Raw genomic sequence first — 26,654 nt, forward strand, 5'->3', positions numbered from 1 at the left:
AGTATTTTATGTTACTTGCTAGCTATAATTTTCAACTCAAACTCTTCAATTTCGTAGCCTGTGCTAACTTCAATTTCATTGCCCCATTTTTCGATGGATAAGAATTTCTCTTCATCATCGTCGTAGTAATCAAAATAGTGACAAGTCATCCCTGATAGATTTTGACTACGGCCAACCCCTATTACTCTAGCGGTCCCTGATTCATCTAAGTAGTACGTTGTACCATCATATTCTAATTGTTTGGGGATCGGTTCTTGAAGCGGTAATTTTATCTTTTCATACATTCCGAGGTTGAGCTCATCATCCATTTCAACACTCAACCATATAGTTTTATGTGTACCCTCGAGCTGATATGCATGCCATTTAAAACCGTGATCATCGTAATTGATTTTTCCGACTACTTTATAGTCTTCTAGGTCAAAGGTTACAATGTCATTCATCTCAAGATTAAACATATTTCTCTCTTGTATTGGCTTATTGGTATCATTCTTTTTGCCAAATAAACGTCCCAATATACTCATCTATTCACCTCAACTTATCTTAGCATACTTTCATTATACTAGTACGAATGACAAATGTATAAGTTTCAGATTTTATCAAAATGTTGAGGACTTTTGTATGGGACAGCATTTCGTTAAGTGGATACGACAGAACTAATTTTGGCTTAGCTGGCCCTTCTAATATTTTGTGATTTGTGAGCCTTTAAATCTTCTTCTCCAAAAAATCGACAATTACTTTGCCAATCTTTGATCGGTTTAGAATCAACTTTATATATTCGGCCACATCATTAAGCGTAATTTGGCTATTGTTATAAAAATTTAAAATCTCCATTTATATTTCTTTCCAAACGCTATATTTTCTCATAAAAAATCTCCCCAGTAGGCAAACAGATTTATTTTTTCATCTGTCTATCTATCGGGGAGCATATTAGTTTTATTTAAAATATGACTTAGGGTACTTTTTTCTGTCTCTCATTCAGTTAGGTCTCGCCATGTTTACAAGATTTCTTTTATCTATTTTTTTGATCAAGTTTAGTTTTCCCTTTCAAACCGTAATATACTATCCAAAATACAATTGGAACAAATAGTGAATAAACTTTATTTTCTTCTGGTAATAAAAACAATAAAGCTACAAATATAATAATTGCTGGCACCAACAGTATAAAATACTTTCGTTTATCCATATAGAATCTCCTTATAAGTAAATATTTCCCTTATTTCAGTTTAACTGAAGGAGGGAGAATTTTAATATTAATATTTCACTTGTTTTTTATTAACTTTAGTGGTTATTTTAGTCGTAATTCCACCGCGTTTTTTAGTTGAACTTTTGGGCATAGATGTTTTTATAGATGACGCCTTTCCATACCACTCTTTAACAGATATCATACCACTTTGAATCGCAACATGAACTTTTTTTCCTTTTTTAGTTAATTTTAAAATTTGCTTTGCTCTTTTTTGAGACTCTAAAGTAGAAGCAACTCCCACTACTGAAATATAAGGACCTATTCCAGGGATAAAAGAGGCTCCAGCCCATGCAATTGTAGATTTATAACTAATATTCAACTTAGCAGCATATGCATTTGCATCAGCTTTAGTCATAAACATATCTATACCTTTACTGGTAGATTTATGACCTCCTACCTGATAAGTAGTTGTTGCAGCAACATAACCTCTTTTAGGTTTTTTTGCTGCTTCTACTTCGTGACTAAATGAATCACTAAAAGAAACAAAAGTTAAATAAAAGCTATTAGTAAGATTACAAAAAACTTCCCTAATTTCATAACCATCCCCCTAATTTCCATATTTATCTTTTTGCACATAAAATATTATAATATAAAAATGAAAATTTAGGGATATTTAAATGTTAAAATATTCCACATATTTTAACATTTAAATAGTCTGTTGGAACGCGAGAACAACCTATATATGAATCGTGTTTTTGGTAGTATGAGGAATTGATCCTTGTTTTTTTAAATTTTAAATGAAATATTCCATTTAAAATGTGCTATTGGTATGATGTAAGAAAATAATGAATAGGAGGAGTACAAATGAAAAAAATTGTACCCCATTTACGAATTAAGAATTGCAAGGATGAAATAGCATTTTATCAAAAAGTATTCGGTGGCGAGATCAGAAATACACAGATGTCAGATGGTATTGAGATGTTTCAGGGCCATGAAGGTAAGTATATTCATGCAGAATTGCATATAAATGAAGACTGTATTTTATATATGGCAGATGTATTTGATGAGGAGATTATTCAAGGTAGTGATGTCCTATTAGGTCCAGATCTAGAAAGTGAAGAGGAAATCACCAACATTTATGAAGCGTTAGCTAAAGATGGTGAGGTGAAAATGAAGTTACAAGATACCTTTTGGGGTGCAAAGCATGCAATGGTTACCGATAGAAACGGCATTTCATGGGAGTTAAATTATACGAAAAAAATTCAAAACGATGCTTGAGCGTAAGATATGGGAGGGTAAGCTAATGAAGCGAAAAGTAAGAACGATTCAACAGCCGCTATTACCAGAAGGTTTAAGTCAGATATCTTTATCGGATATTTCCAATGAAACACTAGTGGAAATCGGAAAGGTTACATATGTTGATGGTCCGATAGAAGCAGAGCATGTGCGGTTTGAGGAAGTTCATTTTAGAAATGTAAATCTAACGGGGTCAAAGCTGCCATTTTCTTCTTGGTCCAACAGTATCCTTGAAGATTGCGATCTGTCACATGTGGATTTTAGCAGGACCCGTTTTCATCGCGTATTATTCAAAAACTGTAAATTAGCTGGAACGGATTTTGATCAGACGGAACTTCGTGATGTTTATTGGCAAGAGTGTCAAGCTCCATATGCCTTATTTAATCAAACGGATATGCGTGATGTTTGTTTTACGAATTGTTTATTAAAGGGTGCGAATTTTTTAGATTCGAAATGGGACTATGTTCAATTCGGACATTCAACGATTGATGATGTCCAATTTACAGGTACGTCCTTAAAGAATGTTGATTTAAGCGATTGTCAATTTACAACGATTCATACGAATGCCGAAGAAATAAAGGGAGCAATCATTTCAGCTGAGCAAGCCGTTTCTTTTATCGAATTGTTTGGTGTGAAGGTAAAAGATTAGGGTACTGCATGAAGGAGAAGGTAAAGATGATACAGGTATTCGGTAAGGTCGTTGATTCTGAAACACGATGTATCCACTATCATTCCGAAAGAGATGTTATCGCCATTAAATGTAAAATGTGTCAAACGTATTATCCATGTTATTACTGTCACGAGGAAGCAGAAAAGCATACGTTTACTAGATGGAAGGAAGAGGAATTTTCTAATAAAGCCATCCTTTGTGGAGTGTGCAAAACGGAATTAACGATTAATCAGTATTTGCAAATGAGTAAATGTATGCACTGTGGATCTGTGTTTAACGAGGGATGTAGGCTACATCATCATTTGTACTTTGATTAAAGATAAAGAGAAATGTCTCCTAAAAATGTTAGATGAAGCAACTGGAATATGCGAAACTTCTGTGGTAATCGTAACGGTTGTGATGACCTCGTCATTATATCTCTACTCACGAGGAGGTTAAACTATTGCGCGGATATTCCAGTTGTGTGAAAAGAGAGCTAAGTTTTGGGATGTAGTATTTGTGTTCTTTTTTAGAAAAACACCCCGCTGTAAAGCTATAACGTGCTATGAAAAGTAAAAATGCTATAAAAATAACTACTGAAAAATATCTGATTTCTCTCTAGTTAAGGGACTCCTCGTCTAAAATTGTCCTTTATACCAGCTAAAATACCCCAACTTAATAGAAATCATAATAATAATGAAAAAAAGGAGAAGCATACCCACCAAAAAAGTCCAATCCTGCCATTTAACCGTAAATGTTCTATAAAAGGTGCGTTGCCTCTCGCCGCTGAATCCTTTAGACTCCATAGCTACTGCTGTTCGTTCTGCTTTGCGAATTGCTCCGGCAAGTAAAGGGATTGCATAGCGTTTATATTGTTGTATGGATTCTTTTATTCCGTTAGCTCTTCGTACCCCTCTTATTTGATGTGCGGCACGGATTTGGTTAAGCTCATCTTTCATTAAAGGTAAAAAGCGATACCCAGCTAATACCCCATAAGCTAATTTTGGAGATAGCTTGCATTGCTGCATGAGACTTAGAATGAAATGCACCATATTTGTCGTGAAGATAAACATAAATGATAAGGATGCGAAGGCAAGCATCCGCAATGTTAATGCTAACGCTACCGTAACATCTTCCTTTGGTATATCCCAAAATAGAATCTCCATGGTATCATGTGGTCGATTTGGTTCATCAGCAAAGGCAAGCGTTGTCCAAAGCATACCAACGGATAATAGGATGATAATTAAGAAATAAAGCATGTATCGTTTCCAAGCAATTTTTCCACATACGAAAGTAAGGAGGATGGTGAATAAGCAATAAACTAGTGGTGTAAATGGATCAAACACAAAGGTCAATAGACACACTAATAGAATAACGGTAAAAGCTTTAATGCTTGGATTAAGTTGATTTAATAGCGAAGTCATGCTGATTCACCTCCAAATGTTGTTGCAGTTGAATTCGGGTTGGGTAGTCTAAGTGCCATCTTCGTAAGTCCGAATCCTTCCATAATTGGTCTGGTGATTGATCTCTTATAATTTCTCCGTTTTCTAAAACAAGGACACGGTCCGCATATTTGTCGACGATATCCATGTCATGTGTAACCATGATAATGGATGTGCCTTTGGCATGCCGTTCTTTTAACATTTGCATAAGCTTTAAGGTAGAAGCGGCATCCTGCCCGAAGGTAGGCTCATCTAGAAAGAGTATTTTTTGTTCATCGACAATCATTGTGGCTACACTGAGTCTCCTTTTTTGTCCCTGACTTAGCGAATAAGGATGGCGATGCTCGAATCCTTGTAATTGGCAATTGACTAGGGTGTAATGTACTTTCTCTTCTATATATGATTCTGAATATGGATGCAGACGTAAGCTGTAGGCAATTTCATCAAATACAGTGTCTGTAATAAATTGGTGCTCCGGATTTTGAAACACGTATCCAATCTCTTTTCGCAATAATTTTTCCTTCCAATTACGGATAGGATGCTGACGTAGGAGAATGTCTCCGTGTGTAGGAGCTTCAATACCACTAAGTACTTTTGTTAACGATGTTTTGCCGCTTCCATTAGCTCCAATGATTGCTACAAATGAGCTCTCATACAGATCGAAATCAATTTGATGAAGTACCCTTTTTTGTTTTTTATTTTGAGTAACACGCGAAGCAGATAGTATAATGTCTGCTTGGTGAGCTGCTGGTATTGTCTTTTCTAAAAAGCTATTGTCCATATATGTAACTAATGATGGGGTATCCTTGATTGTTAACGGTGGACTGATATAAGCAGCTTTGTTTTGTTCGGCTGCTGTAAGTACAAGTTTTGTTATTTTTGGCAGGCAAATCCCCTCTTCTAGCACGCTTTCTTTATTATCCGAAATGATCCGTGCTAGTGGGCCATCATACATACATTTTCCGTCCTTAGATAATATGAAAGAACGGTCGATAAAAGATACCCAGCCTTCCAATTGATGTTCGATAACGATTATTCCCATTGATTTTTTCTGTTTAATGGTTTGAATAGTCTTGATAAATTCTTGAGTCGCTTGTGGATCTAAATTGGCAGTCGGTTCATCCAAGATAAGTATCTCTGGTTCTAGTGCTAGCACACAGGCTAATGCTAATTTTTGTTTTTGTCCTCCAGAAAGGGATGAAATGATAGAGTGCTTGTCATCCATTAAGTCAACCATTTGTAATACTTCGTCTATTTTTCTAGCTATTTCAAGCGGCGGTGTACAAATATTCTCTAGGCCAAAGGCAATTTCATCTTCTACCGTTAACATACAAAATTGGCTTTCTGGATCTTGGAATACGACGCCAACTTGTTTGCTAATTGTACCGGGATGTGCATCGTGTATAGATTGACCGAATATGGTAACATCACCTGTCATTTTACCGTCTAATTCGCGCGGGTATATACCATTTAAACAGTGTGTTAACGTACTTTTTCCGCTACCACTTGGTCCAAGTAGTAGCATGGTTTCCCCTCTGTCTAACTGAAAGCTCAGATTAGAGATGATTGGTTTATCATTATCTTCATGAAACCAGAGTGAAAGATTAGATACGTTGATCATGATGCGGAACGTTCCTTTCTGATTTGTTTACCAAGCGCAAAACTAGATAGTACGCCTGTTTTCGCGAGTGAATCACTAATTGCTTTTCCAAGCAAACCTGAAATGATTGCCCCACTAATCATTCTTATACATAACATACCTAATATGTATGGAGTACTTAAGGCAGCATAGCCTGATCTAAAATATCCCCAAACAAAACTAAATATAGCTGCTCCAACACCGGCTAACATTAGCACCCAAAGTGAATAGCGTTTCCATTTTGTTAGCGCAAAGGCAGCTTCTGCGCCAAGACCCTGTATAATACCCGTAATAATAATGATTGGTCCCATAGCATTACCGAGGAGCATTTCTACCGTTGCAGCAATTGTTTCTGACAAAAATGCAGCTCCGGGTTTACGAATGATATAAGCCGCAATAATGGATACAATAAACCAAATACCAAATATAAAGTCATATCCTATGGGTCCCATGAACGACACGAGAATTTTTCCAATAGGTAAAAATGCTAAATAAACGATACCGAAGACTACGGAAAGAACAGACATAACAATTATTTCCTTTAGCTTCCAATTATTCAAAGTATCTCCCCCTTTTTAGATGGGCTATTTGCAGATATGGTGGTTGTCATAACTAGATGTGATGAATAACTACTTTCTAAATTTGTAAAAACACGTTCAAGTCCATCGAATATAAGTTTTCCATCCCCGTCTAGCCTTGTAGCATAGTGGATAGAGCTAACCTTAACCCCATGGAGCTTCATTTCCTCAATTTGGTTATAAATGATGTTCATATAATTTCCTCCACCCAACGGATAAAGGGAAAATTTGCCGGCAACTTCTTGCTGAAGGTTATTTGTATTTAAATTTAATCGATGGTCGTCCGTTGATAGATATACATCCCCATCGGAGTCTCCCGGACAGCCGATGGAGTAGGTGGCACTAAACACGACATGGTGTCCTGTGCTAGCCGCATGCAAAAAAAGTGCCTTGGTTACATCAAAAACATGTGTGATCTTGCCACGTACACAGGTTTCTACATCTGTTGTTTTAATCCAAACCTTAGATGTATCTACGTTTTTCAGTGAAGTTGTAATTACATCTACAAATTGATCTGTCATTGGATAGATGGCAAAAGAGCAACCAGCAATCCGACTATTAATACAGTTCAATGCTTGTTCGTTCATATCATTTTCCTCCTAATAAATAGTCATGTCAGTGAAGTTATACATAAATAAAAAAGACTGCATTCTTTGGGAATGCAGTCTTCAAAAATATATGTAGGCTATGCCTATAAAACGATATATGAACGACTGCACTTCCCCACGCTAGTATTATCTAGATCGGGTTATAAGGGTCAGAGTAGTCTCTTCTCAGCCATGTACATAGCTCCCCTAGTGCAATTTAAAATAGATATGCAGTTTTTATGTATTTATATATACTACTAATAGAATAGTTCAATTAGTGCTTTTTGTAAATACGATAAGTGATATACTGTGAAATAAAGCAACTTATAGAACTGCTAGACTTTTTGACTTGATACCTCACATTGCAATGAAGTACATGAGCAATGTAATCAAAAGAGTAATAAGCTAAAATGTTGGGTGTATAAGAGAATAGTGAGCAGTTATCATTCTCTAGAATTATACTTATTCTGTATCCGATGTACCTCGTCCATTAACTCGTTGCCAATAATCGTAGTCATCTGATCGTATACAGCTTTCCATGCATTCTTCCATTGCTCTCTTTCTCTTGTTGTAAGAAAGTGAATAGTAACAACATCTTTTTTTCTTAATTCACGTGTATAATGATCATTCATCTCAATCGCGTGACGTTTCCCCCAATCCGTTGCTTCACTTAAGGCAGCTTGAATGGCTGATTGATTATATTCAGATAATGATTCCCAAAAAGGCTTATTAATAAAAACACCGTATCCGAGATAACCGTGATTGCTCATAGTTACAAACGGTTGATGCTCATAGAATTTTTTAGAGTAAATATTAGAAATCGTATTTTCCTGTCCATCAATAAAATGTACTTCCAAGTTTTGATAAGTTTTATTAAATGGTAAGCTACTTGTGCTAGCATGTACTTGATTAAATTGTTCCTTAATAACAGGACTAGGCATAATACGGAAATGGAGTCGGTTTACATCATCTGGTAGTTTGATAACGTGTACTTGATTCGTAAGCTGTTTATAACCGTTATACCAAAAAGTCAAGCCCTTCACGTTTGTATTATGAAGGTTTGCAAGCAATGTTTTCCCTATTTTACCCTCATATGCTTCCGTTACTGCCTCGTGTGTAGGGAATGCATAGGGGAGATCAAGGATACCCCATTTGGGAAATAGCTCACTTACCTTAGCTGTTGCCGGGGCAATCATTTCAACATTCCCATTTTGGATGGCTTCCCACTCATTGGTGTCATTATATAGAGACCCATTTGCATAAATGTGGACTTTGATTCTTCCATTTGTTTTTGCTTCTACAAGTTGAGCAAACTTCCGGGCTGTTTGTCCCTTTGGTGTGTCAGTCGCAACAACATGACTAAACCGAATGATGATTTGTTCACGTAATCCCTCTTGTTCATCATCATAATCATCTGTTCCACGAATTGTCTCGAAGTCAATTCCAATTACGACAGCGGAAACAAGTCCTGTTATAATAAATGTTAGAATTATAAAAAAGTTTCGCAAATAATTACCTCCATGAACTAAATAGAGAAAGTTCAGTGTGTGGTCATTCATCCCGCATATAACCGCAGTAAGCTCCCGCTTCAAGTAATAAAGAGAAACCAATATGGGCGATGGATCGACTGCCGGTAAATGTCCGATTGGTTCGGGCCTCCATGGAAGTAGGTCACAAAGGCGTTGCCACAGGAAGTGGCGAATGAAGCCTTTGTACGTATTTGTTTTAGTAAAAACGGACGGAAGTTTTACTTTATCCCGCATATAACTGGCAGTAAGATACCCACTTCAAGCAATAAAGAGAAACCAAAATGGGAAGTGTGGAACAACTGCCAGTAAATGTCCGATTGGTTCACCTAACCATCCGTGGGGATAAACAAAACCCCCCCACGGATGGAAGTTTCACTTTATTTTATCATAATATTCTATCAATCATTAAACTTAAGGAGAAGTGGGGAATGGTAAGTCTTCGTAAAATGCCAATTAGACTAAAGATTATGATTCTATCTTTTGGGATTGTTCTATTTACGCTCTTAATTGGTGGCATTATGCTTATCGGCAATCTTTTTCAAGGAAAAGAAGAAGGGCTTGGTGAGCGTGGACTTATGACAGGGAGGATCGTGGCGAACTTACCAGAAATAAAGGATTCAATTGTAAAAGCACGAGGCTGGAAAACAATCAATCCAATTGTTGAGCGAATACGTACGATTAATCAAGTTGATTACATTGTTGTTTTAAATATGAACCGTATCAGATTCTCCCATCCAATCGAAAAACAGCTCGGAACGGTATCGTCAGGGAAGGATGAAGGGGCTGCTTTTGCTGAGCATAGTTATGTTTCAAAAGCGAAGGGGGAACAAGGAACTGCTATCCGTTCTTTTGTTCCAATTGTTAATGATAGCTTTGAACAAATAGGAGTAGTGCTTGTCGGAAATATGCTCCCATCATTTTGGAACATACTTTTATCTATACGAGTAGAAATAATGATCATTGCTTTACTGACAATAGCCTTTGGAATCATTGGTTCTTATTTATTGGCAAGACATGTTAAAGAACAGACGTTTTGGATGGAGCCATATGAGATAGCGAGGGTGCTAAAAGAGAGAACAACAGTTTTTCAAGCAATGCATGAAGGCGTTATTGCTGTAGATCGTGATGAGCGGTTAGTTGTTTTTAATGAAAAGGCAAAAGAGATTTTACATATTGAAATGGATGTTAATGATGCTCTCATGAGTACGGTCTTGAAAGACAAAGTAATGGTACAGCAATTAAGAGGGCAGACGGCAGCTTATAATGAAACATTGAGAGTTCATGAGAAGCTAATTATGTTAAATCGGATTCCAATAGAAATAGAAAACGAACGGATAGGCTGTGTGGTGGTTTTTCAAGATCGGACAGAAGTTACAAAGATGGCAGAGGAGTTAACAGGTGTAAAAGCTTTTGTCGATGCATTACGTGTTCAAAATCATGAACATATGAATAAGCTTCATACAATTGCAGGATTAATTCAGTTAGAAGAAAATGAGCGAGCGTTGGAATATGTTTTCCAAACGACACAGAAGCAGGCGTCCTTAACAAGGTTCATGATGCAACGAATTAAAAGTTATAGTATTGCAGGTTTGCTTATTAGCAAGATACGTAGAGGTGAAGAGCTAGGAATTGATGTTAGAGTGGATGGTCAAACGTCAATAAAAGCATTTCCAACTGTGTTTAACAATCATGATATGGTGCTCATACTAGGGAATTTAATTGAAAACGCAATTGACGCATGTGCTATATCAGAGATAAAGCAAAAAAGGATTAATATCACAATTTATCAAAATGAAACGGATTGTATGATAAAAATCATTGATAATGGAATTGGTATCGTTGATACGGATCGAATTTTTGAAAAGGGCTATACGACCAAAGGGAAATCCGGATCAGGAATTGGCCTATATTTAATACAGCAAATGATATCCAAGGCAGAAGGGACTATATCAGTTGATTCAGTATTACATCAGGGGACACAAATTATTATAACGATTCCAATGATGTTGAGAAAGGAAGGGTTCCGTGATAAGAGATTCAGAAGTGAAAGTATTGCTGATTGAGGACGACCCTATGGTACAAGAAGTCAATAAAAGAATGGTAGAAAGGGTAGAGGGCTTTCACGTTATTGCAATAGCCGAAAACGGGAAGCAAGGCTTGGAATTATGTCAATACAACAATCCCGATCTCGTTCTGCTGGATATCTATATGCCTGAACAAGATGGTATCGCAGCACTTAAAGCGTTAAGGGAGTTAGAGTTGGATTTGGAGGTGATTATCATTTCCGCAGCTAATGAAATGAATATGGTTCGTAATATGCTACATCACGGAGCTCTCGATTATCGTCGCCAATTTAATGCAAGTGAAAAGGTAGATCAGCAAACGATTGATGTCTTAATGATGCAGAATGAACAGAATAGTAGACAAGGACATTTGCTGCCTAAAGGCTTAAATAAACAAACATTGAATCAAGTAATTGAATTTTTAGGCTCCCAGAATGAGCCTGCTTCAGCAGATAAAGCAGCTGAAAGTATAGGTATTGCACGGGTTACCGCAAGGAGATATTTGGATTACTTAGAGAAGATGGATCGCGTAGAGATTATCCTCCAGTATGGTGTGGTTGGTAGACCAGTTAATCGATACAAGCTTATTTAATGGCTATCTAAAAGACCAATATGAACAAAATGTACAATATGTTCATATTATTCTTAAAATAAAATGAAATCGTTATCATATAGAAAAGGATTTTAAAGGAGGGTACTTGTTTTGAAAAAATACCTTGTGTTGATATGTATGTTTTCAATTATTATCGCTTTATCAGCTTGTGGAGAGGAAGAAGCAGCCGAACATTCGGAGGAAGTTAGTGGTGATGGTCAACCAATTGTTTTTGGGACTGGCGGTACTTCGGGAACGTACTACCCCATTGGCGGAGCATTAAAGCCTATTTTTGAAGAAAGTGATTATATTAATAATGTCACTGTCGAGTCTACTGGTGCTTCCGTAGCGAATATTCAGAATATGCAGGATGGGTTAAATCAGATGAGTATTATTATGAGTGATGTAGGTTACGATGCGCTTCAAGGAAAGGGACAGTTTGAAGGTAATCAAGTGGATGTGCAAGCAATGGCTGGTATGTATCAAAATGTTGTTCAAGTTGTCGCAACAGCGGACAGTGGAATCGAAGCAATCGAAGATTTGGAAGGAAAACGTGTTGGTGTTGGTAAAGTTGGTTCAGGAGTCGAGCAAAGCGCTAAAAAGGTATTAGAGGTACTTGGATTATCATACGATGATCTTTCCAAAGTAACGCATACTGGTTATGCGGATAGTGTACAGGAAATGAAAAACGGAAATTTAGATGCAGCATTCTTCACCTCTGGAGTACCGAATAGTAATATAACTGATTTAATGCAGCAAAACGAAGTAGTATTTGTAGAAATTAACGGTGAAATTGCAAAAAAACTAATGGAGGCGTATCCATTCTATAAAGAATTTACGATTCCAGCTAGAGATGAGGCGATGTATAACCTAGATCGAAAGGTAAATACGGTTGGTATTCAAAACATAATTACTGTTTCTCCAGAGCTTAGCGAAGATCTCGTATATGATTTGACGAAACGATATTACGATTATTTAGGAAGCGAAGAGGTATCTATAAGTGCATTAAAACAACTCGATCGGGATGACTTGGCCGAAGGTTTGGTAGTCCCAATCCATTCAGGTGCTAAAAAGTTTTATGAAGAACAGGGGATTTTAAAATAAGATGCTTCAATAAAAGGATGTCGCGACTTAAATGGATAGTGATAACGATTATAATGGTTGGGCTAGGTGTGTTGCTCGTACCAGTAAATGCAATACTTGTATCACAAGGAACAACCATCACCTATGCTTTTCTTCAAAATGATGATGTTTTTTCTTTACAGTGGATTCATTCTGTTGAAAAGGAAGCCTGGGTGGAAAACTTCATAGTTGATGATCAAATTATTTCATTAGATTCCACCAAATTTAAAACATTTGGTGCTGGAGTTCCTACATGGTCAGAGCATTCAACCGAAGTTCAAGATGGTTGGGTATATATGCAGATAGATAGAGTGATTGGTGCCGAGCTAGTGCTAAGGTCTTCGCTAATGAATGATTACCAGTTGATCTATCAAAAGAAAAGATACCCTTTGGAAGCAAGTAATATGGCTTATATAATAGAGGCTAAACAAGCGCCTCTCTTCTTCATTCTATGGACAACAGTAAAAGAAATGGTGGGATGATATATGAATGAAAAAGCAAATTTGGAGGGGTTTGAACGGGAAAGCAATGTACGTACACAATACCCATTAGTTATAGGCATCCTAATTACCGTGTTAGCAGCTGGATTAGGTTTGTTTCATCTTTATACGTCATATGCTGGTTCACTTGTAGATATCAAACAACGTAGTCTTCATTTATACACATTAATGGTGTTAGGTTTTTTATTATATCCTATAATGAAAAAAAGAAAGCACAACGGTATCCCCGTCTATGATTATCTGTTTGCGGGGATATCCCTCCTACTTGGTATTTATATGCTTGCATCTGCTAACCGAATTATTGAATCTGGTGGTCAAATTAACGATATAGATGTTTATGTCGGTATTGCTGTCCTTATTATATTATTTGAGATTACAAGAAGGGTGACGGGGTGGGGACTAACGTTACTCGCATTTGGATTTCTTGCTTATGGGTTTTACGTAAAGTTATCCATATATCCTGAGCTAACAGGTCCCATTATATTAAGTGTTTCGGAAGGAATTCTATCTCATTTAATCTACATCACAGAGGGAATCCTAGGGACAGCAATCGGAGTATCTGCTAGTTATATTATATTATTTATTCTGTTTGGTGCATTTTTAAGTAAATCGGGAATGGGGCAGATGTTTAATGATCTGGCAATGGCGGTAGCTGGTCATACGAAGGGTGGACCAGCTAAGGTGGCTGTTCTGGCAAGCGGCTTTTTAGGTTCAATTAATGGTTCCGCTATCGCAAATGTAGTGACAACGGGTGCTTTTACGATTCCGTTAATGAAAAAAGTAGGATATCAGAAGAATTTTGCAGGGGCTGTCGAGTCTTCTGCTAGTGTTGGTGGGCAAATATTACCTCCAATAATGGGAGCAGCAGCCTTTATCATGGCTGAGAATCTAGGTATACCATATACAACAGTGATCTTAGCTGGAATTATTCCTGCATTATTATTTTATATTGGTATTTTACTCCAGATCCATATTAGGGCTTCTAAGCTTGGTTTACGTGGATTAAATAAGAATGAGTTGCCAACTGTGAAGGAGGTATTAATCCAACGTGGTCATCTCCTGATTCCAATGGCTATCCTATTGTATTTGCTATTTACAGGGAAGACGCCATTCTACGCAGCGTTTTGGTCGATTGTATCAACGATTATTATTACAGGTACTGGAAGAACGTTACTTATCGGAATGGCAGTTTCTTTATTTCTTATATTTGAATCTCAGATAAGAGCACTCCTATCAGGGATAAGTATGCCGATGTTACGTGATAACTGGTTAGAGCTTGGGCTAATTGTCCTGATACCTTTAGTCATTAATCTTATACGTAAAAAGGCAAAGGTGAAAGCAGAGGAAATAGATGTTCGGGATTTTTTTGGGGCATTGGAAAAAGGTGTTCGTACAACCATTCCTGTGGCAGTTGCTTGTGGTGCGGTTGGCATTATTGTAGGTATAGCTTCTTTAACCGGTGTAGCGCTTGAGATTGCAAGCTCCATCGTAAGTGTCGGTGAAATGATTCAGAGTCCCCTTGTTCAGCTTTTAATCACATTAGCGTTAACGATGGTCGCGTCGATTATTTTAGGGATGGGATTACCAAGCATTCCAACCTATATTATTACAAGTACAATGGCAGCCCCAATATTACTACAATTACCATATTTTAGAGAATTAGCTGGAACAGATGAAACAGCTATTTTTGTTGCACATATGTTTGTGTTTTATTTTGGAATTTTTGCTAATATCACTCCGCCAGTTGCGTTAGCTGCCTTTGCAGGTTCAGGTATTAGCGGTGGTGATCCGATGCGTACAGGCATGCAAGCAATGAAACTAGCAATTGCTGGATTTATTGTACCATTTATGTTCGTCTTTTCTCGTGAAATGTTGATGATCGATGCTACGATTAGGAATCTACTACTTATTACGGTGACTTCACTAACAGGGGTTTTTCTTTTATCCGTAGCAGCTGAAGGCTTTTTGAAGGATGCACTTCCCTGGTATATCCGAGTGATAGCAACCTTAGGAGCATTGCTGCTCATCTATCCTGGTATTTGGACAGATATGGCAGGCATATTAGCTCTTATTTTAGTTCTATCCTCCAACTGGCGAAAAATAATAGAAAGAGAGAGAGAAAATCAGGTCGGTTAATAGAAATAAATGATAAAAAAGATGTTAATTATCCATGCAAAAGCATCGATATCAACATCTTTTTTAATAGTCTAGGAAATTATAAAATTAGCCGTGGATAAATAGGGGTGTGTTGAGACGCGTCCAGCTCCAGCATCCAGAAACGAGGCGACTCACGAATCGTATTACGATAAGTCATCATCGGCACATCGTAATTTCTTTATCTTAGTTGACTCGCTCCAGTCGCTACGTATCTAGTCGGGTGCTTATGCTTTTGTTATCCCACAAACAACTGGCAGTAATACCACCACTTATTGAAGTTTCATTTTATATTTACTCATGCTCACCATTTCGGTAAGCTTCATTTAAGCTTTTGTAATCCTATGATATAATAGATATTAGACTGATAAAGGAGGTGAATATAAGTGATGATAGAATTATTAAATGAAGTAGTTAATGATGTGTCGCCATTCTATCTATATATTAGTATATTACTTACGATTGTATCTACCTATCAATTCTTAACAATAGATGCGCGAAATATTATAGAAAATAATAATATTTTGACAAGGGAATATCATAATCTACGTGTACGGTTATTGCCAATGCAAGAATTATTTGGCGAATGTAGAGAGGTTATTGAATGGTTAATTAAAAAGACAAATCGAATAGCATCGCCTGATGATGATACAGACAACGAATCCTTCTCGTTCCAAGCAAATGAATTATCAAAACGAGGAGGACAACAATGGATCGTCAATTTATATTCACATTCCTTAAGAAATATAGTGTAATTAGTATTATTCTTGTAATCTTTTTAACGGGTTGCCAAGGTGATACTAGCGCTGCAGGTTTTTTTAGTTTTGAAAATCCCTTTTCGCAGCTTATCAAATATATTGCCATACTGTTTGGTGGCGACTATGGATTATCAATCATCGTTCTAACGTTGCTTATTCGTTTGCTTTTAATGCCATTATCTTTAAAACAAACGAAAAGTGCTGCAAAGACGAAAGAAAAGATGAGCGAAATGAAGCCTGACATGGATGCTATTACGGATAAGTATAAGGACAAAAAAGATGCAGAGTCGAAAGCAGAGATGCAAAAGGAAATGATGCAACTCTACCAGAAGCATCAATTTAACCCTTTAAGCTCATTGGGGTGTTTGCCGATGCTTATTCAATTTCCGATTATCATAGCGGTTTACTATGCGATTAGGAATTCGCCAGAAATTGCCGCACATTCATTTCTCTGGTTCGATTTAGGACAGGTTGATTTGATTCTACCATTTGTCGCAGCGGCTATTTACTTTATTCAATCGAGAGTATCGTTAATGGGGATGGACGAAAAACAGAGGAAGCAGATGGCGGTTATGTCGCTCTTATCGCCTGTTATGATAGGGTTTATTTCCTTTAATGCACCTGCTGCATTACCATTATATTGGACGGTTAGTGGACTGTTTTTAGTTCTTCAAACATTAATAGCAAAAAGATTGTACTATCCGAAAATCCAACATTAAATAGCGTTGACATCCGAATGTATCCTATTTATAATTACTCGAGTGGAATGGATAGTAGAAAACATTCCGTGCGGGAGAGGTTCTTAGCTTTAACCCTCTATAAAAAACTAAGGACAAATGATGTGATAAAAAGTCATGTGCCTTAGGCCATGGCTTTTTGTTTGTCTAGAGAATTACAAAATTAGCCGATGGATAAATATGGGCGTGTTGAGCTCCAGCACCCAGTAACGAGGCTACTTCACGAATTGCCCTACGACAAGTCACCATCGGCTCGCAAAGCACACCGTGATTCCTTTATATCCGTTGACTCGCTCCGGTCGCTAGGTTTCAAATCGGCGCTTGCACTTGTTCGTTTTGGTGAATTATATTAAATGCTTTGTTTCTAAATGGAGTATTAAGTAGGTACGCACTTGTTTTAACGAAAGAATATTTAAAAGGAGGCTTCGCGATGGCTAGTAGAAGTAATGATGAGTTAACTGGTGTAACACAGCTAGGAAGTCAAGGAACGATGTATGCTTTTGACTACACACCGGACGTACTGGAGGTTTTTGATAACAAGCACCCGGGTCGTGATTATTTTGTTAAATTTAATTGCCCTGAGTTTACCACGCTTTGTCCTAAAACAAATCAGCCTGACTTTGGGACGGTGTATATTAGCTATATACCAGATAAAAAAATGGTTGAGAGTAAGTCACTAAAGCTTTATTTGTTCAGTTTTCGTAATCATGGTGACTTCCATGAAGATAGTATAAATATTATTATGAATGACTTGATTGATTTAATGGCACCCCGTTATATTGAGGTCTGGGGAAAGTTTACACCGCGTGGAGGGATCTCCATAGATCCCTACTGTAATTATGGTAAAGCGGGTACTAAATTTGAGAAGATGGCAGATCAAAGACTAATGAATCATGATCTATACCCAGAAAATATAGATAATCGTTAAAAAGTAGAGGGTTAGGTTTAGGTCTCTTCCTTTATAATCTCGTTTGCAGCACAGACTACAGATTTACAACGTAGTGAAGATTAGGACGTGCTGGCATATTAATGGACAAGGAAGAGGAGTTTTATGTTTATCTATCTTAATGCGTTATTTGTTGGGCTTTTATTACTATCAAATATATTAGCTGTTAAACTGTTTCAAATAGGAGAATTTATTTTGCCTGGGGCTGCGATTGTATATGTCGTGACCTATTTGCTTACAGATGTGATTGGAGAAGTATATGGAAAGAATACAGCTAGAAAAACGGTTCAGGCAGGATTTATAACCCAGTTGTTTGCGGTGTTTTTCATATTTATTGTTGTTCATTTACCGGCTGCACCAGCATTTGGTCTACAATCAGAATTCGAACAAATACTAGGTGGTAGCTTTCGTGTTATTGCAGCTAGCTTGCTCTCTTATATAGCAAGTCAACACCTTGATGTAAGTATTTTTCATCGTCTTCGTGCAAGCCATGGTGAGAAGAAGCTATGGATACGAAATAATGTCTCAACGATGACAAGTCAACTTATTGACACAAGTCTGTTTATAACCATCGCATTCTGGGGAATCGTGCCGCTACGAGTTCTATTGGGTATGATAGTCACCCAATATATATTTAAACTAATCATTGCAATAATAGATACGCCGTTTGCTTATTTGTTGGTTAAATGGGCGAGGAAGCTTGAGGCAAAGTAATAAAGTAACTTTTAATTGTTTATAGGATTTTATTTATTGTAAAGATAATCAAAGATTTATAAACTGTCAATTCCATTGACTTTGCTGAAGAATGAAAGCAAAACAGTAGATTAAAACCAGTTATATTGATAGGATCTCCTACTTCAGGTTCCTATCTTTATGGCCGGTTTTAATTTTCATGAATATATGAAAGGAAGGGTTGCGTATGCATCATTAAGTAGGCAACTTTATAAAAAAGAGATTCGTATAAGGTAATAATTCTGAATAATTAGTTAATATAATGGTGATGTAATTACAAATTGAGGAGGGGAAATGGATGGATGAATCGGATAAGCTATTAAAGATTCTTGGTAATAAAGATGTGCTTGCACTTGCTTTTGGAGCAATGATTGGCTGGGGATGGGTCGTTACGTCTGGATTATGGATTACAGAAGCTGGCTCCATGGGAGCGATGCTAGCCTTTGCTATTGGAGGGCTACTTGTTGTCTTAGTTGGATTAACTTATGCCGAATTGTCCTCAGCGCTGCCATTGGTTGGAGGAGAGCATGTATATACGTATAAGGCAATGGGCAGAGTAGCATCGTTTATTGCTACATGGGCCATTATTCTTGGTTATGTGTCTGTTGTCGCATTTGAAGCTGTTGCATTTCCTACAGTTTTCGAGTATGTCATACCTGGTTACAGCCAGGGGTACTTATATACGATAGCTGGCTGGGATGTAACAGTAACCTGGGCAGGTATAGGAATTCTTGGTTCGTTATTGATTGCTTGGATTAATTATCGAGGTATTAAGCTAACAACAGTTATTTCCTTTATATTAACATTAGTAATTTTAATAGCAGGTCTTATGTTAATAACAGGTAGCACATTTGGCGGGAATATAGCAAATATGAAGCCGTTAGTTGAAACTGGTGTAGCAGGTTTATTAACAGTTATCATTATGACACCATTTATGTTTGTTGGATTTGATGTCATTCCGCAAGCGGCGGAAGAGATTAATTTACCACAAAAGAAGATTGGTCAGTTATTAATTGTGTCAGTAGTACTCGCTGTTATTTGGTATATTGCCATTATTTTTGGGGTATCACGAATTTTAGATGCTTCTGAGCTTATGGCGTCCAACTTAGTTACCGCTGATGCAATGGCAAAAGCATTTGGCAATAGTAAATTAATGGGGAATTTTCTTGTGCTTGGAGGGATTGGTGGGATTTTAACAAGCTGGATTGGGTTTTATGTAGGTGGTAGTCGCGCTATTTTCGCTTTAGCAAATGCAGGTATGTTACCAAAGTCACTTGGAGAGTTGCATCCTAAATATAAAACGCCCCATAAAGCTATTCTATTAATTGCTGTATTATCTACAGCAGCTCCTTTACTTGGTCGGCCTGCTTTAGTATGGCTAGTTGATGCTGGTGGCTTAGGACTTGTAGTAGCGTGGTTAATGGTAGCAGTATCTTTTATTATTTTGCGCAGAACAGTTCCTAATATGAAACGTCCTTTTAAACTTCCTGGAGGGACTACAATAGGGTGGATAGCTGTATTAATGTCCGGAGGAGTTATGACCCTTTATTTGCCAGGTATGCCATCTGCTTTAATTTGGCCATATGAATGGATCATTGTAGGGATATGGATATTATTGGGCATTATACTTTATAACTACTCCATGGCCAAATATGGTAAAGGATATGCCGACGAGCACATGAAAAAAGAAATAAATCGGGTAGCGTAGAAGCAGAATGGAAATGAGAAAGAAGAAAGCTGTTACTAAAAAAATTTTAGTAGCAGTTTTGTTATAGTTATAGTCTAGGAAATTATAAAATTTGAGCCTGTATATAAATATAGGCGCGTTGAGAAGCATCCAGCTCCAGTGCCCAGAAACGAGGCGACTTCACGAATTGCCCTAACCTAAGTCATTATCAGCTCACAAGCTCATCGTGATTCCTTTATTTCCGGTGACTCGTTCCTGTAGCTACGTTTTTATTCGGGCGCTTGCGCTTTTGTTCTAAGTTAAGAAAGTATAAAATCAGTGCAATGACTGCGTTAAGCCAAGTAGTTATTTTGAAATGTTTGATGTATATTGGCAATGCTCCGACGAATTACTTCGCTTTCCGCGGGCACGGCCTCAACTAACTTTGCAAAGAAGAACACGTTGCAAAGTGGATTTTCGGCTCGCGCAATTCCCGCAGGAGTCTACGTAATTAGTCTCCGCTATGAGAAGGTGCAACAATTCTTGTCATAAGAAATAGGTTGACTTTTTTTACAATGGGTAAAGTGAAAATCGCTATCTGTGAGTATAAAAGCAGCTGTGTTACTTCATGCTAGCGTTGTAGAGCCTGATAATAGCGAAGGCCGGCCACTTCAACTCCTGTGGGAAATGTTTGACCTGAAGATCCACTTTTTTGAGCGGGTTTTGCTAAAAAAGTTAGCTGAAGGACAAACCCCACGGAAAGGGAAGTGGGCAGCCGGAGTGGTGGTCAAGCAGTAGCTATTATTCCATAATAGCTACTAGAGGAAGCGTAAATCGGAGCATTTAGTGATAAGGACCGGGCTGGTTTTGCCCGGTTTTTCTTAAAAGATAAGAAAGTATAAAAATTTGGCTATACCAGAGTGTTTCTTACTGTGGTATTTTAAGTATATGGAAAAAAACATCTTGAAACGAATCTTTTTTGATAAACATCAACATTGGGAAGCATTTAAGAAGAAACATGGAGAGCGAATTCGTCCAATTGTCATTAAAGAGGTGGAAAAATTTCGTGACTGTGGAGATCCCAAAAATGGATTCAAACTCTATGTTTGTGAAGGATGCCATGACGTTCGACATGTCCCTTTTCGATGTAAAGGACGTTTTTGTACAACGTGTTCTGTAGGAGAAAGTGAAGAATGGAGTCGCGTCCTTACAGAAGATATAGTACAAGTGAACCATCGGCATGTAATCTTTACGATAGATGAAAAATTACGGGCTATATTTCTATGGCATCGAGAGCTTTTGAAACCCCTTATGGATGAAGCTGCGAAGCTAATCACGGGTTATTTTCGAAAGAAGGCAAAAGTGAAACCGGGGATAATTGCCGGATTACATACATTTGGGTCAAGAGTGAATTTCAATCCCCATGTTCATATGTTAGTGACAATGGGAGGAGTTACGAAAAAAGGAGAATGGAAAGCGTACGACTATATACCGTTTACGATGCTTCGAAAGCAATGGCAGACGGTGGTGTTAAAATTCATTCGTAACCACTTGTCAAATAAGGAAAAGAAAAGAATTCAACCAAGATTACAACAGGCTTTTTCTAATAAGTTAAGAAAGTATAAAATCAGTGCAATGACTGCGTTAAGCCAAGTAGTTATTTTGAAATGTTTGATGTATATTGGCAATGCTCCGACTAATTACTTCGCTTTCCGCGGGCACGGCCCATAGCCGTCAAGCTAATAAAAAAGAAGTACGGTGCAATGAAAATATAAACATATTTTTCCAGTTTAATCCGTATTCTTTTATGGGTACTTGTTTTTCTTTTTTACACTTTTACTTACGCGGCACGGAAATGTACTTTATACGCAATGTTTAAGACATCAAAAGGACTTTTATGCTGACAACGATGATCTTTCCTTCCATGCCGGTATATGTTCTGGTAAATATTATCGATGAGAGCTTTCAAAGAAGAAAGGTGATAGAGTGAATACCCCTTCGTCTCTACTATTGCGTTTCTCGCATGGTTGATACATTTGTACTCACTCCCTTCTAGTTGATACCTTTCGTAAAGGCAGTAACGGCACTGAAAAGCAATCATCGAAGAAAGAAGAATATGAATTAAAGTCCCATACAAATGACAGTAAAAGCGGTCGGTATTCATTGCCTGCACATCATCAATTTCAAATAACGATTTCCATGTTTTAAAGAGAATCTCCACTTGCCAACGCAAGGAATAGATAGGATACAAGGTTTGCTCATCCATTTCTTCTTGTGTTATATTGGTAGCAAGAATTTGGATATGATTCTTCTTGTTGGCGGATTGGGTATGCCCCCCTTTCCGTCTTCTTTCTTTTAAATAGGTATCTCTCTGTTTTTGTTGCTCTTCGGTTAATCGTTGTACGACTACACGGGCATGAAATGTATTTTTTCCCTTAACACCTAATTGAATGAACCCATAATCCTGTATCTCTCCTGGAGCTAGATGCATGGCATCTTCTTCAGGCTTTATTTGGATTCTTCGTTGCTTGTCATCCAATGTCCAATAGGTCATATTGGCAGGAACACGAGTAATATAATAGGCTCCTGCTCGATCTATTTTTTTAAAGTGATCTCCTGAGAAATAGCCGAGGTCACGCAAGATAAGGTCCTCTTCTCCTATTGTATCTGCCAATTCTTCAGCTGCATCGTGATCACTGTCTCTTGGTCCATAGAACAACGTATGCAAAAAATTCCCTTGATACAGCTCATATTCTAATTGTATTTTCACTCCATCCCAATAACTCGCGTTGTTCTTTTTTACTTGAAAGGATGTGCCATCCAAGATACGGATCCGAGAAAAAGGATAATCAGATGGAGATGGTAACGATAATATCTGTTGTTTTTCCGCTAACTGCATAAAAACTTGTTTTAAAAAAGCCACTCCTTTCTCGTCTAATCGTTGATGTAAGGCTTGTTTAGATATGGATATTTCTGATTCACGAGAAAGGGAAGCACAGAGCTGTCCTAGCCCCTCCGTACCAACTTTTTCATGTAAGAAGGCACATATACTTAAGAAATCTTCCGGCATTATCTTCTTCAATCGTTGTACAAAACCTGATTCTCGAGCAACATTGCGAAGTTCAGAAATAGATAAAATATCGTGCACACTCTTTACAAACGAGTCAAAATGATATTGCTTAGCCATACGTAATCCCTCCAAATTATTCCATTTATAATGTCAGGATAACGAATAACTTTTTGGTTTTTAAAATATCCTGCTTAACTTGACGGCTATGGGGCACGGCCTCAACTAACTTTGCAAAGAAGAACACGTTGCAAAGTGGATTTTCGGCTCGCGCTAATCCCGCAGGAGTCTACGTAATTAGTCTCCGCTATGAGAAGGTGCAACAATTCTTGTCATAAGTAATAGGTTGACTTTTTTTACAATGGGTAAAGTGAAAATCGCTATCCGTGAGTATAAAAGCAGCTGTGTTACTTCATGCTAGCGTTGTAGAGCCTGATAATAGCGAAGGCCGGCCACTTCAACTCCTGTGGGAAATGTTTGACCTGAAGATCCACTTTTTTGAGCGGGTTTTGCTAAAAAAGTTAGCTGAAGGACAAACCCCACGGAAAGGGAAGTGGGCAGCCGGAGTGGTGGTCAAGCAGTAGCTATTATTCCATAATAGCTACTAGAGGAAGCGTAAATCTGAGCATTTAGTGATAAGGAATGAGCGAATTTTGCTCCGTTTTTCTAAATATTATTCTATTTACTATAAACACATTACTGGTATTTTGCTATAATGAAATCTATATATTCAGAACTTATTGATAACTGCTACTGCATAGGGAGGTAACGATGACTCGTATAGTGAAACCAGAATCATTACATTTACAGGCGTATCATATTTTAAAAGAGGAAATTGTGAAGGGGGAATATAAACCGTACGAACGTGTGGTTGAAGCAAGGTTGGCCAAAAAGTTAGGAATCAGCCGAGGTCCTGTTAGAGAAGCGATTAGAATGCTTATTCAAGATGGGCTACTTACATATAACGATGGTTATGTGAGAGTGTATAAACCAACTGTTAAAGATGTTGTAGATATATTTCAATGCAGAGAAAGCTTAGAGGCCTTAGCGATCCGTCTGGCGATTGAACATATTACAGAAGCGGAAGAGGAACAATTGCAGAAAAATTTACATGACACCATTAAGGCGTATGAGCGGGATAAAGTCATTGAATTAGGACAGCTAGATCAACAGTTTCATGATATTATTATTCACGCTTCCAAAAACAGTCAGCTATTGGCGTTGTTAGAAGCAATCAGGACAAAAATCCATTATATGCGTATTAGTATGGTTAAAGGCGATTTCTATCCATCCTTTGTGAAGGAACATGAACGTCTAATCGAGCTTTTGTTGAAGGGTAATGAGGATGATGCGATTGCTTTAATGAAACAGCATATTAACAAGGGTTTGGAAGGTGTGTTAATGCATATTAATCATCAATAATCTAAAATGCTTCACCAATTTAGGGTTTATCCCGCATATAACTGGCAGTAGTACCCCGACCTTTAAGTAACATTGAAACGAATATAGGAAAGAGGGGGAACAACTGCCAGTAAATGTCCAATTGGTTCAAGGGTCTTTAGGTCATATCCTTAGTGGTACTAACCATCCGTGGGGGATAAACAGAACCCCATGTATTGAAGTTTCCCTTTATTTCTTCATTTTAGTTAACAGTTTGCTGTTGACTAAAATGATTCAATATTGTAACATCCAAAATATATAAAATATTTAGATATATATGGAAAATCTATGTAGTGGGTGTAACAGAAGTTCTTTCTCGGAAAATATGTAAGCGCATACAATGAATGCTTAAGGGAAGGGTGGAATTGATGAAAGATGGGCTACAAGTAGGAGATACAGCGACGTTAACTGTAGAAGTAACTCGGGAAATGTTTGCGCAGTTTGGTGGGGAGCTAGTCCACCCTGCATACTCAACCGCTTCCATGGTATACCATATGGAATGGGCAGCTAGAAAGTTAATAATACCTTATTTAGAAGAACATGAAGAGGGAATGGGGGCAGCGGTTTCAGTACAGCATCTTGCCCCATCAGGTCTAGGGACAGTTATTCAAGTAACTGCGATTGTTACCCAAATTAGTAAGCGAGGGGTTACAGCAGATGTGACTGTCAAAAATCAACATGGCTTTATAGGAAAGGGGGAGGTTCAACAAGCCATTCTACCTAAAGCAGTTATTAACGAAAAATTATCAGCTGCCACGTAAATAAGGAATTAGATAATGGGGGGATTAAAATGAAACAACTTGAGCAATTCAATGCAAAAGAGGTCGATATGTTTCAAAAAATTTCGAGTCATGAGCAAGTCATATTTTGTAATGATCCTTCAACTAATTTACAAGCTATTATTGCTATTCATAATACAACGCTTGGGCCTGCATTAGGTGGTACTCGTATGTATCCATACACGGATGTAAGTGAGGCGTTAGAAGATGTCCTTCGTCTATCTGAAGGGATGACAGCAAAGTGTGCCGCCAGTGACGTTGATTTTGGAGGGGGAAAGGCAGTAATAATTGGTGATCCACAAAAGGATAAGTCTCCAGCTATGTTTCGTTCCTTTGGTCAGTTTGTCAATTCATTAAATGGTAGATTCTATACTGGGACTGATATGGGAACGACGATGGATGACTTTGTCCACGCTTCTAAGGAGACAAATTTTATTAATGGGATCCCAGAAGAATTTGGCGGTAGTGGGGATACATCAATTCCTACAGCTCAAGGGATGATCTATGCTTTAAAAGCTACTTGTCAGTTTTTATATCGCAATGATGATCTAAGTGGTAAAAGGTATGCTATCCAAGGCTTAGGAAAAGTTGGTACAAGAATAGCTGAACATTTATTACAATTAGGCACAGAGCTTTACGTTACAGATATCAATGAAAAACGGATAGATGATATCAAGGAAAAAGCCAAGGTAGCTGGAGCTTCAGTAATTGCAGTCGATAGCAGAGATATTTACACGGTAGATGCAGATATTTTTGTGCCTTGTGCAATGGGAGGAATACTAAATGAAAGGACGATTCCCCAACTAAATGTCAAGGCTGTAGTCGGTTCTGCAAATAATCAATTAGCTAGTAAGTTAGATGCGGAGAGACTACGAGAAAGAGAGATTATGTACGCACCTGATTTTATAGTTAACGCAGGTGGTCTAATCCAGGTAGCTGATGAACTATATGGATCAAATAAAGAGCGTGTATTAGTAAAAACAAAATCTATCTATAATTCCGTCTTAGATATATATAAGCAAGCGAGACTAGAAAATATTACAACAATAGAAGCTGCTAATAAAAAGTGTCAAAGACAATTGCAGGAACAGCATAAAAGAAATAATTTCTATGTACGAAATCAAAGACCGAAATGGGACTTTAAAAGATAATTCTTTTCATAACAGATAGATATGTTTTCTTAATCTTATTAAAA

28 protein-coding genes and 2 riboswitches are annotated in these 26,654 nt (G+C 37.5%); of the genes, 19 read left to right on the plus strand and 9 right to left on the minus strand.

All coding sequences use genetic code 11. The annotated features are described in order from the left end of the window. Positions 1-11: 11 nt before the first annotated feature. From D9782_RS06715 to D9782_RS06720, 3 genes are all read right to left on the minus strand, one after another. A complete protein-coding gene (locus tag D9782_RS06715; RefSeq protein ID WP_121604365.1) occupies positions 12-521 on the minus strand; it encodes a DUF4178 domain-containing protein in 510 nt (169 codons plus the stop codon). 488 nt (positions 522-1,009) lie between these two features. Beyond that, a complete protein-coding gene (locus D9782_RS22750) occupies positions 1,010-1,183 on the minus strand; it encodes a hypothetical protein (protein ID WP_162986341.1) in 174 nt (57 codons plus the stop codon). A gap of 67 nt (positions 1,184-1,250) precedes the next feature. Beyond that, a complete protein-coding gene (locus tag D9782_RS06720; protein WP_152525439.1) occupies positions 1,251-1,598 on the minus strand; it encodes a hypothetical protein in 348 nt (115 codons plus the stop codon). Positions 1,599-2,047: 449 nt separating this feature from the next. Here D9782_RS06720 and D9782_RS06725 point away from each other — a divergent pair, with 449 nt between their 5' ends. Genes D9782_RS06725 through D9782_RS06735 form a run of 3 tightly spaced genes read left to right on the plus strand, consistent with a single transcriptional unit; the run spans position 2,048 to position 3,466 of the window. Further along, positions 2,048-2,461 (plus strand): VOC family protein, encoded by a 414-nt coding sequence (locus tag D9782_RS06725; protein ID WP_121604366.1) that lies wholly within the window; start codon positions 2,048-2,050, stop codon positions 2,459-2,461. 25 nt (positions 2,462-2,486) lie between these two features. Next, positions 2,487-3,128: a pentapeptide repeat-containing protein gene (locus tag D9782_RS06730; protein WP_162986342.1), complete on the plus strand. Its 642-nt coding sequence runs from the start codon at positions 2,487-2,489 to the stop codon at positions 3,126-3,128. 26 nt (positions 3,129-3,154) lie between these two features. Then, positions 3,155-3,466, plus strand: a complete 312-nt coding sequence (locus D9782_RS06735; RefSeq protein WP_026682137.1) for a CHY zinc finger protein — start codon at positions 3,155-3,157, stop codon at positions 3,464-3,466. Positions 3,467-3,766: 300 nt separating this feature from the next. Here the strand turns inward: D9782_RS06735 and D9782_RS06740 are convergent, their stop codons facing one another. The 5 genes from D9782_RS06740 to D9782_RS06760 form a co-directional block, all read right to left on the minus strand. Next, complete coding sequence (locus tag D9782_RS06740; RefSeq protein WP_026682138.1) at positions 3,767-4,552, minus strand: energy-coupling factor transporter transmembrane component T family protein; 786 nt, start codon at positions 4,550-4,552, stop codon at positions 3,767-3,769. Beyond that, positions 4,527-6,191 carry an ABC transporter ATP-binding protein gene (locus tag D9782_RS06745; RefSeq protein ID WP_121604368.1) on the minus strand — a complete coding sequence of 555 codons (1,665 nt, stop codon included), beginning with the start codon at positions 6,189-6,191 and terminating at the stop codon, positions 4,527-4,529. The genes D9782_RS06740 and D9782_RS06745 overlap by 26 nt, the downstream gene beginning before the upstream one ends. After that, the gene (locus D9782_RS06750) at positions 6,188-6,769 is read right to left on the minus strand and encodes an ECF transporter S component (RefSeq protein ID WP_026682140.1); all 582 of its coding nucleotides are present in this window, start codon (positions 6,767-6,769) and stop codon (positions 6,188-6,190) included. Before D9782_RS06750 ends, D9782_RS06745 begins: the two co-directional genes overlap by 4 nt. Continuing rightward, positions 6,766-7,374, minus strand: coding sequence for a YkoF family thiamine/hydroxymethylpyrimidine-binding protein (locus D9782_RS06755; protein ID WP_026682141.1), 609 nt, complete (start codon positions 7,372-7,374; stop codon positions 6,766-6,768). The genes D9782_RS06750 and D9782_RS06755 overlap by 4 nt, the downstream gene beginning before the upstream one ends. A gap of 116 nt (positions 7,375-7,490) precedes the next feature. Continuing rightward, positions 7,491-7,593: riboswitch (TPP riboswitch) on the minus strand. 224 nt (positions 7,594-7,817) lie between these two features. Next, positions 7,818-8,882, minus strand: coding sequence for a DctP family TRAP transporter solute-binding subunit (locus D9782_RS06760; RefSeq protein ID WP_026682142.1), 1,065 nt, complete (start codon positions 8,880-8,882; stop codon positions 7,818-7,820). Positions 8,883-9,331: 449 nt separating this feature from the next. Here D9782_RS06760 and D9782_RS06765 point away from each other — a divergent pair, with 449 nt between their 5' ends. From D9782_RS06765 to D9782_RS06815, 12 genes are all read left to right on the plus strand, one after another. After that, on the plus strand, positions 9,332-10,966 hold the full coding sequence (locus tag D9782_RS06765; RefSeq protein ID WP_051388376.1) for an ATP-binding protein: 1,635 nt from the start codon (positions 9,332-9,334) through the stop codon (positions 10,964-10,966). After that, positions 10,929-11,558 carry a response regulator gene (locus D9782_RS06770; RefSeq protein ID WP_371413991.1) on the plus strand — a complete coding sequence of 210 codons (630 nt, stop codon included), beginning with the start codon at positions 10,929-10,931 and terminating at the stop codon, positions 11,556-11,558. The genes D9782_RS06765 and D9782_RS06770 overlap by 38 nt, the downstream gene beginning before the upstream one ends. 111 nt (positions 11,559-11,669) lie before the next feature. Continuing rightward, a complete protein-coding gene (locus tag D9782_RS06775; protein ID WP_026682144.1) occupies positions 11,670-12,662 on the plus strand; it encodes a TAXI family TRAP transporter solute-binding subunit in 993 nt (330 codons plus the stop codon). A gap of 17 nt (positions 12,663-12,679) precedes the next feature. Then, the gene (locus tag D9782_RS06780; RefSeq protein WP_080668723.1) at positions 12,680-13,162 is read left to right on the plus strand and encodes a DUF1850 domain-containing protein; all 483 of its coding nucleotides are present in this window, start codon (positions 12,680-12,682) and stop codon (positions 13,160-13,162) included. A 3-nt stretch (positions 13,163-13,165) separates the two neighbouring features. Then, positions 13,166-15,316, plus strand: a complete 2,151-nt coding sequence (locus D9782_RS06785; protein WP_121604369.1) for a TRAP transporter permease — start codon at positions 13,166-13,168, stop codon at positions 15,314-15,316. A 407-nt stretch (positions 15,317-15,723) separates the two neighbouring features. Further along, positions 15,724-16,089, plus strand: coding sequence for a hypothetical protein (locus tag D9782_RS22755; RefSeq protein ID WP_162986343.1), 366 nt, complete (start codon positions 15,724-15,726; stop codon positions 16,087-16,089). Continuing rightward, complete coding sequence (gene yidC / locus D9782_RS06790; protein WP_121604370.1) at positions 16,044-16,811, plus strand: membrane protein insertase YidC; 768 nt, start codon at positions 16,044-16,046, stop codon at positions 16,809-16,811. Before D9782_RS22755 ends, yidC begins: the two co-directional genes overlap by 46 nt. A gap of 70 nt (positions 16,812-16,881) precedes the next feature. Next, positions 16,882-16,928, plus strand: a riboswitch (PreQ1 riboswitch). 331 nt (positions 16,929-17,259) lie between these two features. Continuing rightward, entirely contained in the window at positions 17,260-17,757 is a 498-nt protein-coding gene (gene queF / locus D9782_RS06795) for a preQ(1) synthase (RefSeq protein ID WP_026682147.1), read from the plus strand. 123 nt (positions 17,758-17,880) lie between these two features. Next, positions 17,881-18,489, plus strand: coding sequence for a queuosine precursor transporter (locus tag D9782_RS06800; RefSeq protein WP_121604371.1), 609 nt, complete (start codon positions 17,881-17,883; stop codon positions 18,487-18,489). 316 nt (positions 18,490-18,805) lie between these two features. Beyond that, positions 18,806-20,215: an APC family permease gene (locus D9782_RS06805; RefSeq protein WP_026682149.1), complete on the plus strand. Its 1,410-nt coding sequence runs from the start codon at positions 18,806-18,808 to the stop codon at positions 20,213-20,215. A gap of 558 nt (positions 20,216-20,773) precedes the next feature. After that, a complete protein-coding gene (locus D9782_RS06810; protein ID WP_121603754.1) occupies positions 20,774-20,971 on the plus strand; it encodes a hypothetical protein in 198 nt (65 codons plus the stop codon). A 150-nt stretch (positions 20,972-21,121) separates the two neighbouring features. Further along, positions 21,122-21,904, plus strand: coding sequence for an IS91 family transposase (locus tag D9782_RS06815; RefSeq protein ID WP_240455817.1), 783 nt, complete (start codon positions 21,122-21,124; stop codon positions 21,902-21,904). A 109-nt stretch (positions 21,905-22,013) separates the two neighbouring features. Here the strand turns inward: D9782_RS06815 and D9782_RS06820 are convergent, their stop codons facing one another. Next, a complete protein-coding gene (locus tag D9782_RS06820; RefSeq protein WP_121604372.1) occupies positions 22,014-23,360 on the minus strand; it encodes an IS4 family transposase in 1,347 nt (448 codons plus the stop codon). Between the two features lie 266 nt (positions 23,361-23,626). Here D9782_RS06820 and D9782_RS06825 point away from each other — a divergent pair, with 266 nt between their 5' ends. The 4 genes from D9782_RS06825 to D9782_RS06840 all read left to right on the plus strand — a co-directional run bounded on the left by D9782_RS06825 (position 23,627) and on the right by D9782_RS06840 (position 26,610). Continuing rightward, complete coding sequence (locus D9782_RS06825) at positions 23,627-23,824, plus strand: hypothetical protein (RefSeq protein WP_121603754.1); 198 nt, start codon at positions 23,627-23,629, stop codon at positions 23,822-23,824. A gap of 187 nt (positions 23,825-24,011) precedes the next feature. Further along, positions 24,012-24,662, plus strand: a complete 651-nt coding sequence (locus D9782_RS06830) for a GntR family transcriptional regulator (protein ID WP_034678521.1) — start codon at positions 24,012-24,014, stop codon at positions 24,660-24,662. 386 nt (positions 24,663-25,048) lie between these two features. Continuing rightward, positions 25,049-25,441: a thioesterase family protein gene (locus D9782_RS06835; protein WP_121604373.1), complete on the plus strand. Its 393-nt coding sequence runs from the start codon at positions 25,049-25,051 to the stop codon at positions 25,439-25,441. Positions 25,442-25,470: 29 nt separating this feature from the next. Next, positions 25,471-26,610 (plus strand): Leu/Phe/Val dehydrogenase, encoded by a 1,140-nt coding sequence (locus tag D9782_RS06840; protein ID WP_026680045.1) that lies wholly within the window; start codon positions 25,471-25,473, stop codon positions 26,608-26,610. Positions 26,611-26,654 lie beyond the last annotated feature (44 nt).

The sequence above is a fragment of the Virgibacillus sp. Bac332 genome, assembly GCF_003667785.1.
Lineage (GTDB): Bacteria > Bacillota > Bacilli > Bacillales > Amphibacillaceae > Virgibacillus > Virgibacillus salarius.

Coding starts and splice junctions, on each gene's coding strand:
- D9782_RS06730 (WP_162986342.1), top strand. CDS start 2,487: ATGAAGCGAAAAGTAAGAACGATTCAACAGCCGCTATTACCAGAAGGT.
- D9782_RS06820 (WP_121604372.1), bottom strand. CDS start 23,360: ATGGCTAAGCAATATCATTTTGACTCGTTTGTAAAGAGTGTGCACGAT.
- D9782_RS06830 (WP_034678521.1), top strand. CDS start 24,012: ATGACTCGTATAGTGAAACCAGAATCATTACATTTACAGGCGTATCAT.
- D9782_RS22755 (WP_162986343.1), top strand. CDS start 15,724: ATGATAGAATTATTAAATGAAGTAGTTAATGATGTGTCGCCATTCTAT.
- D9782_RS06740 (WP_026682138.1), bottom strand. CDS start 4,552: ATGACTTCGCTATTAAATCAACTTAATCCAAGCATTAAAGCTTTTACC.
- yidC (WP_121604370.1), top strand. CDS start 16,044: ATGGATCGTCAATTTATATTCACATTCCTTAAGAAATATAGTGTAATT.
- D9782_RS06745 (WP_121604368.1), bottom strand. CDS start 6,191: ATGATCAACGTATCTAATCTTTCACTCTGGTTTCATGAAGATAATGAT.
- D9782_RS06780 (WP_080668723.1), top strand. CDS start 12,680: ATGTCGCGACTTAAATGGATAGTGATAACGATTATAATGGTTGGGCTA.
- D9782_RS22750 (WP_162986341.1), bottom strand. CDS start 1,183: ATGGATAAACGAAAGTATTTTATACTGTTGGTGCCAGCAATTATTATA.
- queF (WP_026682147.1), top strand. CDS start 17,260: ATGGCTAGTAGAAGTAATGATGAGTTAACTGGTGTAACACAGCTAGGA.
- D9782_RS06735 (WP_026682137.1), top strand. CDS start 3,155: ATGATACAGGTATTCGGTAAGGTCGTTGATTCTGAAACACGATGTATC.
- D9782_RS06715 (WP_121604365.1), bottom strand. CDS start 521: ATGAGTATATTGGGACGTTTATTTGGCAAAAAGAATGATACCAATAAG.
- D9782_RS06800 (WP_121604371.1), top strand. CDS start 17,881: ATGTTTATCTATCTTAATGCGTTATTTGTTGGGCTTTTATTACTATCA.
- D9782_RS06840 (WP_026680045.1), top strand. CDS start 25,471: ATGAAACAACTTGAGCAATTCAATGCAAAAGAGGTCGATATGTTTCAA.
- D9782_RS06835 (WP_121604373.1), top strand. CDS start 25,049: ATGAAAGATGGGCTACAAGTAGGAGATACAGCGACGTTAACTGTAGAA.
- D9782_RS06755 (WP_026682141.1), bottom strand. CDS start 7,374: ATGAACGAACAAGCATTGAACTGTATTAATAGTCGGATTGCTGGTTGC.
- D9782_RS06765 (WP_051388376.1), top strand. CDS start 9,332: ATGGTAAGTCTTCGTAAAATGCCAATTAGACTAAAGATTATGATTCTA.
- D9782_RS06785 (WP_121604369.1), top strand. CDS start 13,166: ATGAATGAAAAAGCAAATTTGGAGGGGTTTGAACGGGAAAGCAATGTA.
- D9782_RS06725 (WP_121604366.1), top strand. CDS start 2,048: ATGAAAAAAATTGTACCCCATTTACGAATTAAGAATTGCAAGGATGAA.
- D9782_RS06815 (WP_240455817.1), top strand. CDS start 21,122: ATGGAAAAAAACATCTTGAAACGAATCTTTTTTGATAAACATCAACAT.
- D9782_RS06720 (WP_152525439.1), bottom strand. CDS start 1,598: ATGACTAAAGCTGATGCAAATGCATATGCTGCTAAGTTGAATATTAGT.
- D9782_RS06805 (WP_026682149.1), top strand. CDS start 18,806: ATGGATGAATCGGATAAGCTATTAAAGATTCTTGGTAATAAAGATGTG.